Source organism: Butyrivibrio proteoclasticus P6B7, from assembly GCF_000622085.1.
Taxonomy (GTDB): domain Bacteria; phylum Bacillota; class Clostridia; order Lachnospirales; family Lachnospiraceae; genus Butyrivibrio; species Butyrivibrio proteoclasticus_A.
This window is the reverse complement of sequence record NZ_JHWL01000003.1, coordinates 88,359-100,789: the sequence shown is the minus strand read 5'-3', so window position 1 is coordinate 100,789 and position 12,431 is coordinate 88,359. Positions and strand designations below refer to the sequence as shown.

Below are 12,431 nucleotides of genomic sequence, written 5' to 3'. Positions count from 1 at the left end.
TTTAGAAAGATTGAAATTATGACAGCATCGAAATTTTTAAAAAAGCTGATAATATGGATTCTTGTCTTGGTGGTGGCTGTGGGAGCTGTGGTCTATGCCTTTGACCCATTCTATCACTACCATAAGCCATGGTTTGGCCTTAAGGCAGTTCTCAATGACAAGGAATACCAGTGCATTGGAACATTAAGGCACTTTGATTATGACGCACTACTTGTAGGATCTTCAGTAATGGAGAACAATGACAACACCTGGTACGACGAAGCTTACGGTGTTAAGTCAATCAAAGCCATCAGATCCTATGGAGCCACAGCAGATCTTTGTTATCTTCTGGATGAGGCCTTTGACAACCAGGAAATTAGGTATGTCTTTTACAATATAGATCCGTCATCCCTGTCATCATCGGCTGAGACAACCTATGAATCCACAGGATGCCCAATGTATCTGTATGATAAGAACCCATTCAATGATGTACAGTATCTGTTTAATAAGGACGTTCTTTTTGAGAAGATTCCGTATCAGGTAGCTAACTCCTATATGGGAGATTATCAGGAAGGAAAGTCCTATAACTGGGCCCAGTGGAAGAACTTTAGCGAGAACGATGCCCTTGGATTATATTTTAGGCCAATCAAGGTCCATGAAATGTATGAAGAGACCTACTATCAGGATGAGCTTAATGCCAACATAGCTCTTTTAACCAAGAGAGTTGAGGATCATCCAGAGACACAGTTCATCTTCTTCTACCCTGCCTATTCTATGCTTTGGTGGGATGGAATATATAGGACAGGCGAAAGAGACGCATATATCTACAATGAGATTCAGATGACGAAAGCTCTTTTAACCTATGACAATGTCAGGATATTCTGCTTCCAGGATTTAGAAGAGGTAACAACTAATCTGAATTATTATATGGATTCAATTCATTTCTCACCTGAGATCAATAAGCTAATGCTGGATAAAATAGTTGCAGGAGAAAATGAAATGACTCTGGATAACTATGAGCAGATGCTATATGGGGTCAAGGACTTTTCTGACAGAGTTGTCAACGAACTGATTGTTCCCTATGAAGAGGCGGACCGTCTTAGCTATGAGATAGTGTATGACGAATAAAGGCATTGTGATATAATAGCCAAGGAAAAATAATTAGGTAGGTGATATTATGGTATATAAGACAAAGGGCACATGCTCAACACAGATTGATATTGAAGTTGAGAACGGAATTATAAAGGCAGTTAGCTTTACTAACGGATGTAATGGTAACCTTCAGGGAGTTTCAAGACTCGTTGAGGGAATGAAGTGCGAGGATGCTATTGCTAAGCTTCGCGGAATAAAGTGCGGTGCTAAGAATACATCTTGCCCTGACCAGCTTTCATATGCTATCGAGCAGGCTATGCAAGAGGCTTAAAAGAGCTAAAGAGAAGTAAAGAAGGTAATAAAGTTGAGTGAATCAAAGAAAATAGTACTTACAGGTGGCGGAAGTGCAGGCCACGTAACTCCAAATATAGCATTGATTCCAGCGCTTCAGAAGGAAGGGTTTGAAATCTATTATATTGGTTCCTATAACGGAATCGAGAAAAGGCTTATTGAGGACTATAACATTCCTTATTTTGGAATTGCCACAGGTAAGCTCAGAAGATATTTTGATCCTAAGAACTTCTCAGATCCTTTCAGAGTTCTTAAGGGATTTGGAGAGGCTGTTAAGCTTCTTAAGAAGATTAAACCAGATATTGTTTTTTCCAAGGGCGGATTTGTAAGTGTACCAGTTGTTCGCGCAGCTGGTTTTCTTAAGATTCCATATATTGTGCATGAATCAGACATGACTCCTGGACTTGCCAATAAGCTCAGCATGTCTGGAGCTAAGAAGATCTGTTGTAATTTCCCAGAGACTATGACACATCTTCCAGCTGACAAGGCGATCCTTACAGGAACACCTATCAGAGAAGAGCTTGGAATGGGCTCAAGAGATGCAGGAAGAAAGCTCTGCGGATTCACAGATGATAAGCCGGTTCTTATGGTAATCGGTGGAAGCCTTGGCGCACAGTCAGTTAACGAGACAGTTAGATATGCTCTTCCAAGACTCCTTCCAGATTTTAATGTTGTTCATATCTGTGGAAAAGAGAAAATGGATAACTTAAAGCTCACCGTACCAGGCTACAAACAGTTTGAGTATGTTAAGAACGAGCTTAAAGATATCTTTGCAATGGCTGATATCGTGGTTTCAAGAGCCGGGGCTAACTCCATTTGCGAACTTCTTGCTCTTAAGAAGCCAAATATTCTGATTCCTCTTTCAACTAAGTCAAGCCGTGGAGACCAGATGCTTAATGCAAGATCTTTTGAGCAGCAGGGATTTTCACTGGTAATTGATAATGACGATCTTGATGAGGATATTCTTGTTGAGACAATTCAGGATCTTTATGAGAACCGTGAGAAGTACATTGAGAACATGAGTAAGAGTAATCTTCACAGCGCAACTAATACTATTGTTAAGCTGCTTAGCGAAGAGATACAGTGAATATAAAAAGGACAAATTCAACATTTGTCCTTTTTTTGTGCATATAATCATTTAGTTTTCTATTATTACTTGGTCATTTCTTTCTTGTATGGATTATTATCTTTTGCATTGAATCCATCTAAAAGATATTCCTCCGGCATATATTTCTTGTAATCTATGTCCATAAAGTAGTTACAGAAGATCTCCTCTGCGTAGATAATACGGCTATTTCCGTCGGTTAAGGCATATACGAAGCCGTTGTAGGAGTCTGCGTAGATTGCAAGGAGTTCGTAGTCTGTTTCTCCTGTTACGCTATAATATCCAATATATTCTGTGGATTCATACTCTTTTAACCTATTAACCTCTGCCTCATAGGCTTCTGAATCATAATCTACTACAAGATATCCCAAATAATTAGGGTCCCAGGGGTTATAATAGATCATCTTAAAGTCTGCCACGTTCATGGAGTCTGTGATTTCCTGAGGCCAGATAGTCTCATCCATTCCGCATTTATGCCATATACTATCAGCATTATCTGAATCAAAGGACATGTAACTGCGGTAGTTTTCCACATCCTCATAAACTTCTACCTTAGAAGTAAAAGAATCAAAGAAAAGAAGTCCGACAGCCCCGATCACAACTATGGCATTGAACGCTCCCACAGCTATAAGAGCTATGGTAAGCACTTTAACGCCTGTTACAAGGGCTTTTATCTTAACCAGCTTCTCCAAAATACCATTTACATACAAGGTAATGATGATCAAAACTCCAAGGACAATTACTGATGTTATAAGAATAAAAAAGTAGTCCATGTCATTTTTAAAACACAGCAGCTGAAAGAATATAGAAATAACTGCAACTATAACTCCGACCATACTGGTCTGCTGAATGTTCGTTAATAATCTGCTCTTTTCTGCATTGGCATAATCAGCCATCTTGGTGGCTGTCTCTCTCACTTCATTATTCATCTCGCTTTTCCTCTCACCTTCAATTATTTCCCTGACATCCACGTCATAGAAATCCGCGATTTCTACAAGTAATGAAATATCAGGAAGGTTTCTTCCGGTCTCCCATCTTGAAACAGATCTGGTACTTACATTAAATTCTGTGGCCAGCTGTTCCTGGGTCAACTGTTTTTCATGTCTTAAGCTTTTTAGAAATTCACCTGTCTTTTGTTGATCCAATATTGACCTCCTTCGTTTGTCTATGCTTTAAGTGTAAAAAATGTATCCGGAAAGTACCACGACACAAAGCGAGAAATGCCGTATTTACGCACCGGACACGTTATGTCTAGCTATACTATAAAGGTTTTGATCCTATAAAAAAAGCCCTAAAACTGTGAAGATTTAATGGACAGAACATGATAAAATCTATGTACAGGTATAACTTATTTTTTCGGGGGATTATATTATGGGAGAGAATCAAAAACACAGCTATGGTTTGGGGTCAAGAATACTCTATGGCATGGCGGAATTCTATGGCGGAGGAGCCTTCGTCATCATCAACACTTTCTTTATTGTTTTTCTTACTACAGCAATCGGAATGCCAGCGGCACTTGCTGGAACTATTCCTCTTGTAGGTAAGATCTGGGATGCAATTTCTGATCCGATCATGGGTAACATTACAGACCGTACCAAATCCAAATTTGGATCAAAAAGATTTTATATCTTAATTGGTGGTATCGTGTCATCTGCAACCTTTATCACCATGTGGCTTAGCATTAAATCACAGTCCATGGCAATGCTTTATGTATTTTACCTGTTCATGTATTGCCTCTTCTCTACAGGATTCACAATCCTGATGGTACCTTACAATGGACTGTTGCCAGATATGATAGACAGCTATGCTATGCGTTCCAAGTTTTCCAGCATTCGTATGATCTGGTCTACACTTGGATCAATGGTATGCGGCCTGGTGCCAACACTTATTATCAAGACACCGACAGATAAGCGTGCTTACCTTCAGTGCGCAGTTCTTTTCGGAATACTATTTCTCATTACTTCAATGGTTACCTTCTTTGGAACATGGGAAAAGCAAAAAGAACCAGTAAAATCCAGCTTGTCAGAGAGCTTTCCACAGGCTGTTAGTGTATTTAAGAGTCACTCATTTAGAATGTTCCTGGGACTGTATCTGTTCGGACAGTGTGGAATGGACTTTGTGTCAGGAATGGCAGTTTACTATGTTAAGGAAGTTCTAAATGGCTATGAAAACGGCTATTTCACATATCTTATGGCAGTGCTGTTGCTGTCACAGCTCGTAGGTATGGTGGTATTTGCGCCAATTATGAGTAGTACTTCTAAGAGAACAACCATACTTATCGGTGCACCAATTAGACTCCTTGGTACATTAGGTCTTTTATTCTTCTCTTATGAAGGTGCTAACCTGATTCCAATCCTTGTAATGACTGCATTTATTGGATTTGGTAATGCAGGTACTCTTTCAGCAATCTTTGCCGCAATGGCTGATATGGCTGAGGTTGACGAGCTTATCACCTCTATTCACAGACCAGGAATAGTATCCGGAATGGCAACCTTTGCAAGAAAAATCTCATCAGGTTTGTCTGCAGCTGCGATAGGATTTCTTTTATCTGCTGTTGGTTATGACTCAGTTCTTGCTAATCAGGAGATTCGCCAGTCAGCAGCCACTCAGCGAGGCATTGCCCTTGTTTATATCATTGTTCCAGCCATTCTCATAACAGGACTTATTATTGTGGGAATCATCTTCCCTATTACTGCTAAAGAATTTGCTGTAATCCAGAAAGAGATTGCCAGAAGAAAGGGCGAAGATACCTCAAAGACCACACAGGAAGACATCGCAATCTGCGAGAAAGTTACTGGCCTTTCCTATGACCAGCTGTGGAATAAGAAAAATGCTACACTTAGTAAGAATAAATAATATAGAACTATAAAAAGAAATCAGTCTATATCAGAAAGGATATGCAATGAATTCACCACTTATTTGGGCTCACAGAGGAGCCAGCGGATATGCACCAGAAAACACACTTCCAGCCTTTAAGCTTGCTGCAGACATGGGAGCAGACGGCGTAGAGCTTGATGTTCAGCTTACTAAAGATAACGTAATTGTGGTCTGCCACGATGAACGCATTGACAGAACCAGTAATGGCGCTGGATTCATCAGAGACTATACGTTAAAAGAGCTAAAGGAATTCGATTTTAGTAATGGCAACGGAGCCTTTGAAGGCACAAAGATACCTACTATGGAAGAAGTCTTTGACCTTCTTGAGCCTACAGGACTTACCATCAACATCGAACTTAAGACAGGAGAATACTTCTACCCAGGCCTTGAGGAGGCTATTGTGGACCTAACCAGGAAGAAGGGCTGGATGGACAGAGTTATCTTCTCTTCCTTTAACCACTACTCCATCATTAAGATAAAAGAGCTAGCCCCTGAAGCTAAGGTTGGATTCTTATATGCTGATGGAACCCTGAACATGCCAGGATATGCTGCAGAGAATCAGGTTGATGCCCTGCATCCTGCATTTTATAACCTTCAGTACCCAGATTATATGGCTGATTGCAACATGTTCGACATTGACGTAAACGTATGGACAGTTAATTCTGAGAAGGACCTGCTTACCTGCAGAGATATGGGTGTAAACGCAGTTATAACCAATTATCCTAAGAAGGCAATTGAGATTTATTCACGATAAAAAGAAATAGAAATCGGGGAAACTTATGACAGATATAATTAAATTCCTGGGAGAGGATGAATTCCTCTCCGTAATGGATACAGAAAATAGAAAATGGCGCAAATCAGAAGTGGTTCGCGGTAGTTTATCAAGCTTTGATGGTACCAAGCTAAGCTACTACGTAGTTACTCCTGAAAATCCAAAGGCCAGCATAACCATCGTTCACGGCATGGGTGAATTCTTTGGTAAGTACCATGAATATATCTGGTATTTATATCAGGCGGGTTACAAGGTCTTTTTCATGGAGCAAAGGGGCCACGGATATTCTGAGGGTAAGTGCAAAGAGCCAGATCTTATCTATATTGATGACTATTCTACCTACGTTGAAGACCTTAACTGTTTTGTGGAAGATGTTGTTATTCCAGAAAGCGGTGATCTTACTATGCTACTATTTGCGCACTCCATGGGCGGAGCAGTAGCCACCTACTATCTGGAAAAGCATCCAGCATTCTTCAAGGCAGCAGTACTAAGCTCTCCTATGCTTAAGATGAAAGCTGGAAACATAAATGCTTTTGCTGAATTTGCACTGAGAGCCTACGTTTTCATGTTTAGAAAAGCTAAATCTCTTGCACCAAATCAAAAGCATTTTAATCCAGAGACACCATTTGAAACCAGCAGCGCCAAATCAAAACCACGCTTCGACTATCAGCTGAACCTTCGTAAAAAGGATGATCACTATCAGATGACCGGAGCAACCTTTGGTTGGGCCCTTGCCAGTCTTAAAGTTCACAGAGATATTTTTAGACACATTGACAGAATCAAGATTCCTGTAGATATCTTCACTGCCGGCCAGGATCACCTGATAGACCCTGTTGGCTACGATATGTTTAAAGAAAAGAAGCCGGATACTAAGATCCATGAATTCCCAGAGTCCAGGCATGAAATCTTTAACGCTGACGAGACATCCAGAATTAAGTATTTCAAAGAAATCTTTGAGGTATTGGATAGCGATTCTAAGCTGTGATACAATTTGGGGCTGGAAAAAATGATTTCTCATTTTTTCACAGCCCCTTTTTATATAATATAAACCTTCTCTGTTTAATTACTTGAAATATCTATCAAGGAGACCCTGGAATGCCTTGCCATGTCTAGCCTCATCTCTTCCAATCTCATGTACTGCGTCATGGATTGCATCAAGATCAAGAGCTTTTGCCTTCTTAGCAAGATCTGCTCTTCCCTGTGTTGCGCCATATTCAGCATCAGCACGGAGTTCAAGATTCTTCTTAGTAGAATCTGTAATAACCTCACCAAGCAACTCAGCAAAATGAGCAGCGTGCTCAGCTTCTTCCCAGGCAGCCTTCTCAAAGAATGCGCCAATTTCTGGATAACCCTCTCTGATAGCTACTCTTGACATTGCAAGATACATACCAACCTCTGAGCATTCTCCATTGAACATCTCGCGAAGACCGTTCTTGATTTCTTCAGGAGCAGTACTTGCTACACCAACTACATGCTCACAAGCCCATACCTTGTCGCCTTCCTGCTTTGTGAATTTCTCTGCAGGAGCCTTACATACAGGACAAGCCTCAGGTGGCTGATCTCCCTCATGTACATAACCACAAACCTGACATACCCATTTCATAAGTCATTCTCCTTTCTGCGATGTCGCAAAGTGCTTTTAGCACTGAAAAATATGCATAGAATTGAATCTACCTACTACTGAATATACCATAAAAGTCTGATAATTATGGCGTTTTTAGAAAAAATTTATAATAACTTTCAAAAACTTTTGAAAATTTATTTCGTTTTTTGTGCTTTTCTAAGTTATACTAAATATGTAGTATTAGGAGGCTACGTCACATGAATATTGTCAGTGAAAAGATTAAAAGTTGCTATAATTCTCTGCCAACTGCTGAAAGAAATGTTGCTGATTATGTTCTCAAAAACAAAGACGATCTGTTCCAATACCCGATAAAAGAACTAGCTAATAAATCCGGAACTACACAGGCTGCCTGGACAAGATTTGCTCAGGCGATTGGTTATAATGGCCTAAAAGACCTTAAGAATGCGTACTATTCAGAGGCTAACACTTCTCTTCAGCAAGCAGATAAAGGTGGACCAAAGATTGCATTTAAGGACGTTAACGAGTATACTTCTCTACAGTCGATTGTAGATAATATATGGGCTACCAGTGTTCAGGCGATTCAGACTACATACAGATTATTTGATGCCGGAACAATTGATGAAGTAGTAAATAAGATAATAAATGCTAAGCAGATACAGGTATTTGGCGTAGGTACTGCCAGCCTTGCTGCTTACGATCTATACTGTAAGCTTTGCAGAATCCATTACAATGTTGTATTTAACCACGATCACCATATGAACATGATGACATGTTCCCAGATAGGTCCTAGTGATGTGGCTATTTTCTTCTGCGATAACTCTAAGAATAAAGAGATAATGCAGATTTTCAACATTGCAAAAGAAAAGGGTGGCACCACAGTTGCTATCACTAAGCTTGGCAACAATCCACTTACAACAGGATGTGATCACGTTTTATTTACAACATCTCCAGAGATTGATAAAAAGAGTGGAATCACAAGTTCCAGATTTGCTCAGCTCTTCATGGTAGATACGCTCTATACTGCAATTGCTAACAGGGATTACAGCAGGATACACAAGTATCTTAAGGATTCCTACGAAGTATTTAATGAAACAGGAAGGGACTAAACCGTGGAGAAAATAGCTAGTTTTACAGTTAATCATTTGGATCTTGAGCCAGGTATTTACGTATCAAGAAAGGATAAGGTTGGCGCTGAAACAATTACAACCTTTGATCTTAGAATGACAGCACCTAATAAAGAGCCTGTAATGAACACAGCAGAGGTTCATACAATGGAACACCTTGGTGCAACATTCCTTAGAAATGACGAGGAATTCAAAGACAGGACAATTTACTTTGGACCAATGGGATGCAGAACAGGATTCTACGTAGTACTTGCTGGAGACCTTTCATCAAAGGATATTGTTCCACTTATTACCAGAATGTATGAGTTCATCAGAGATTTTAAGGGCGAAGTTCCAGGTGCAAGTGCAAGAGATTGTGGTAATTATCTTGATATGAATCTTGGAATGGCTAATTTCCTTGCAAAGAGATATCTCGATAATACTCTTTATAACATTGATGACAAGCATCTTGTTTATCCAGAATGATCATTTCAATTTGCACATGTCACTATGATATGTGCAAATATTTTGCACTGAAAAGGAGTATCAGACATGAAAATTGGAATTATTGGAGCTATGGAAGTTGAGGTCGAGACTCTTAAGAGCAACATGACCATTAAGAATACAGTAAAGAAAGCTTCTATGGAATTCTTTGAAGGAACTATTGGAAATACAGAAGTAGTTGTTGTTAGAAGCGGTATCTGTAAGGTTAATGCTGGAATCTGCGTGCAGATTCTTGTTGATACTTTTGGTGTTACCCACGTTATCAATACAGGAGCAGCAGGATCTCTCGATGCCAAGATCAACATTGGAGATATAGTTCTTTCTACAGATGCATGCTATCATGATGTTGATGCAACTGTATTCGGATATAAGAAGGGTGAAGTTCCACAGCTTGGAACAGCCGCATTTACAGCAGATGCATCACTTAGAGAAAAGGCAAAGGCCGCAATTAACAAGGCCGTTCCAGATGTAGGAGTATTTGAAGGAAGAGTTTGCAGCGGAGATCAGTTTATCTGCGATAAGGCTGTAAAGGATGCTATAGTCAAGGATTTTGGGGGTATGTGTTGTGAAATGGAAGGATGCGGAATTGCTCAGGCAAGCTTCCTTAACAACGTTCCATTTCTTATTATCCGTGCTATTTCTGATAAGGCTGATGGTAGCGAAATTATGGATTATCCAGAGTTTGAAGCAAAGGCAGCCAGAGACTGTGCAGCGGCTACTCTTGAATTATTAAAGAGCTTATGAATGAAAAAGGTCTTAGTAGAAGAGATTTAAAAATATTAGCAATCATAGCAATGGTTGTTGACCACACAGCGTGGGGATTTGTTGATTTCATGTCGCCGCTTGGTCAGATAATGCACATTTTTGGGAGGCTTACTATCCCAATTATGTGCTTTTTTATTGCTGAGGGCTATCGCCACACCTCTGACCTAAAGAACTATATCTCAAGAATGGCATCCTTTGCCATAATTTCTATCCTGCCCTTCTACGTATTCTTCCATGAAGAATACGACTTTAGGCAGAATATTATTTTTGATCTGCTACTAGCTCTTTTAGCCCTTTATATTGTGGATCACAAGACACTTCCAAAGGGTACCAAGGTAATAGGCATTGCACTTTTAATATGTATCTCAATGGTAATTGGTGGCTGGGTTGTTATGCCTATCGTCTATGTTCTGGTGTTTTATTATGGAAAAGACTTTAAGGCTAAGGCTAAAGGGTTCGTGATAACCACAATTATCATGGAAGTGACCCTGATAATAACAATAATTCTCAATCAGCAGTATCATTTCTCAAAATACAACTGGACTGTTCCTGAGAGGTTATATCTTCTTGGCTTTATCCTTGCGCTTATTCCGTTGTATTTCTACAACGGTCAGCTTGGTGAAAAGAAAACTGTCTTTTCCCAGTATTTCTTTTACGCCTTCTACCCTGCGCATTTCCTGGTGCTAACTGCCATCAAGTATCTCATTGGAACACCTAATGCCCAGACTATCTACATAATGGCCCATGTGGTGGCGCTGTTTATTGCTATCATTCTGCTGGGTTATGTACTGACCATCAATCCATCAAGAGCGCAAAACGCCGTGGCATGCTTTTTGATTTTCTCTATCATGTATATTTTTGGATTCTTGCTAGAGATTACCACCAGTGAGGTTGCAGGCGTATACACAGCTACCAAATTACAGTTCTTTTCCGAGTGTCTGATTTTCTTTTTCATAACCTATAGTATGCAGGAGCTGTGCCATACAAGAATTTCGCCGATAATATATGCGGCTGAAATGATAACTTCTATCTTCATAATGTACTGCACCTTCACTTATGAGAAGAACGGCCTCATGTACAAAGCGCTGACTATTAACCATAATGCAGGGAGCTTTCCACGAATGCAGGTGGTTGAATATGGCATTGCCTTTTATATATTCGTGGCCTATAGCGCCTTTGTCTGCCTGTACTGTGTTGGAATAGGCATTAAGAGCGCAAGGTTTGCTAATAATCTCCATAAAAAGAGATTGAGATTTTTGCTATACGCAATGATAGTAATGTGGCTTCCCTACCTCATAAAGGTATTAAATATGACAAACGGCTATGAGATCCCAGCCCTTGGAATCCCATTTGCAGCTCTTTTTGTTACAATCTCTCTTGTTAAATACAGCTATCTTGATTCTATAAGTCTTGACTTTGGAAATGCGCTGAATAAGGGAAATGAAGGCGTTATTGTAGTTGATACCACCCATAGGATCCTGTACTTTAACCAGTGGGTTAAATCCATATTTGGAGATTTCCGCAAATACGACGATGCCTACTCTATTCCAAGGTTAAAAGAGATATTTGTGGAGAAACAAAAATCCATTGAGATGGACGGTCATACCTATGAAATACGAGTCGAGCCTTTGATCGAGCAAAACCATATAACAGGCCAGATCATGTGGGTTCTGGATCTTACGGAGCACTACAATTACCTTAATCAGGTTGAGGAAAGTGCTAACAGAGACTCCCTTACAGGAATCTATAATAGAAGGTGGTTTGAGGATACCGTTAACAGTATCCTATCTGAGAAGAAAAGCGGCGCATTTATCATGGTTGACCTTGATAACTTTAAACAGGTCAACGACAGATTTGGACATAATACAGGCGACGCAGCCCTGGTTTCTCTTTCAACCATCATGAAGAATGCAGAAAAGAGTGTTAAGAAATACAGAGTTTATTCAGGTCGAATCGGCGGCGATGAGTTCTGTATGTTCATTGAAGGAAATGCCGACAGGAACTGGCTGACTGAATTTGGAAAGAAACAGATAAATGCCTTCGATCAGGAGCTTATCAAGATCAACTGCGAAGGAGTAACATCAATATCTCTTGGAATAGTTGAAATAACAGATGAGAGCTATAAGTCAGGAAGACCAAGCTACGAAGACCTGTATGTCAAAGCTGATAAAGCTCTTTATGTAGCTAAGGAACACGGCAAAAAGACCGTGGAGTTCTATAAAGAATAACAAAATAAAAATAAGGCGTGAAAAGAACTATTTCCTTTCACGCCTTTTATTATTGAATCAGAAATCTAAG

Annotated in this window: 12 protein-coding genes; 10 read left to right on the top strand and 2 right to left on the bottom strand. The window is 39.9% G+C overall.

Features of this window, described 5'->3' with window-relative positions:
* Positions 1-18 precede the first annotated feature (18 nt).
* From T541_RS0103685 to T541_RS0103675, 3 genes are read left to right on the top strand one after another with little or no spacing between them, the layout of a single operon-like run.
* Positions 19-1,107 carry a hypothetical protein gene (locus T541_RS0103685; RefSeq protein WP_034465941.1) on the top strand — a complete coding sequence of 363 codons (1,089 nt, stop codon included), beginning with the start codon at positions 19-21 and terminating at the stop codon, positions 1,105-1,107.
* Positions 1,108-1,156: 49 nt separating this feature from the next.
* Positions 1,157-1,402, top strand: coding sequence for a TIGR03905 family TSCPD domain-containing protein (locus T541_RS0103680; RefSeq protein WP_026651403.1), 246 nt, complete (start codon positions 1,157-1,159; stop codon positions 1,400-1,402).
* A 33-nt stretch (positions 1,403-1,435) separates the two neighbouring features.
* On the top strand, positions 1,436-2,509 hold the full coding sequence (locus tag T541_RS0103675; protein ID WP_026651402.1) for an undecaprenyldiphospho-muramoylpentapeptide beta-N-acetylglucosaminyltransferase: 1,074 nt from the start codon (positions 1,436-1,438) through the stop codon (positions 2,507-2,509).
* Positions 2,510-2,574: 65 nt separating this feature from the next.
* Here T541_RS0103675 and T541_RS20520 read toward each other — a convergent pair whose 3' ends face one another.
* Positions 2,575-3,672 carry a helix-turn-helix domain-containing protein gene (locus T541_RS20520; RefSeq protein WP_051538077.1) on the bottom strand — a complete coding sequence of 366 codons (1,098 nt, stop codon included), beginning with the start codon at positions 3,670-3,672 and terminating at the stop codon, positions 2,575-2,577.
* Between the two features lie 226 nt (positions 3,673-3,898).
* On the opposite strand from T541_RS20520, the gene T541_RS0103660 reads away from it, so the two are divergent.
* Genes T541_RS0103660 through T541_RS18740 form a run of 3 tightly spaced genes read left to right on the top strand, consistent with a single transcriptional unit; the run spans position 3,899 to position 7,161 of the window.
* Positions 3,899-5,383, top strand: coding sequence for an MFS transporter (locus tag T541_RS0103660; RefSeq protein ID WP_034465937.1), 1,485 nt, complete (start codon positions 3,899-3,901; stop codon positions 5,381-5,383).
* A gap of 46 nt (positions 5,384-5,429) precedes the next feature.
* Entirely contained in the window at positions 5,430-6,158 is a 729-nt protein-coding gene (locus tag T541_RS0103655) for a glycerophosphodiester phosphodiesterase (RefSeq protein WP_026651399.1), read from the top strand.
* 25 nt (positions 6,159-6,183) lie between these two features.
* On the top strand, positions 6,184-7,161 hold the full coding sequence (locus T541_RS18740) for an alpha/beta fold hydrolase (protein ID WP_051538076.1): 978 nt from the start codon (positions 6,184-6,186) through the stop codon (positions 7,159-7,161).
* A gap of 78 nt (positions 7,162-7,239) precedes the next feature.
* Here T541_RS18740 and T541_RS0103645 read toward each other — a convergent pair whose 3' ends face one another.
* The gene (locus T541_RS0103645) at positions 7,240-7,779 is read right to left on the bottom strand and encodes an NADH peroxidase (protein ID WP_026651398.1); all 540 of its coding nucleotides are present in this window, start codon (positions 7,777-7,779) and stop codon (positions 7,240-7,242) included.
* Positions 7,780-7,997: 218 nt separating this feature from the next.
* Between T541_RS0103645 and T541_RS0103640 the strand changes: the two genes are divergently transcribed.
* From T541_RS0103640 to T541_RS0103625, 4 genes are all read left to right on the top strand, one after another.
* Positions 7,998-8,867 (top strand): MurR/RpiR family transcriptional regulator, encoded by an 870-nt coding sequence (locus tag T541_RS0103640; RefSeq protein ID WP_026651397.1) that lies wholly within the window; start codon positions 7,998-8,000, stop codon positions 8,865-8,867.
* Positions 8,868-8,870: 3 nt separating this feature from the next.
* Positions 8,871-9,350: an S-ribosylhomocysteine lyase gene (locus T541_RS0103635; RefSeq protein ID WP_026651396.1), complete on the top strand. Its 480-nt coding sequence runs from the start codon at positions 8,871-8,873 to the stop codon at positions 9,348-9,350.
* 66 nt (positions 9,351-9,416) lie between these two features.
* A complete protein-coding gene (locus tag T541_RS0103630) occupies positions 9,417-10,112 on the top strand; it encodes a 5'-methylthioadenosine/adenosylhomocysteine nucleosidase (RefSeq protein WP_026651395.1) in 696 nt (231 codons plus the stop codon).
* Entirely contained in the window at positions 10,109-12,361 is a 2,253-nt protein-coding gene (locus tag T541_RS0103625) for a TraX family protein (RefSeq protein ID WP_026651394.1), read from the top strand. The genes T541_RS0103630 and T541_RS0103625 overlap by 4 nt, the downstream gene beginning before the upstream one ends.
* Positions 12,362-12,431 lie beyond the last annotated feature (70 nt).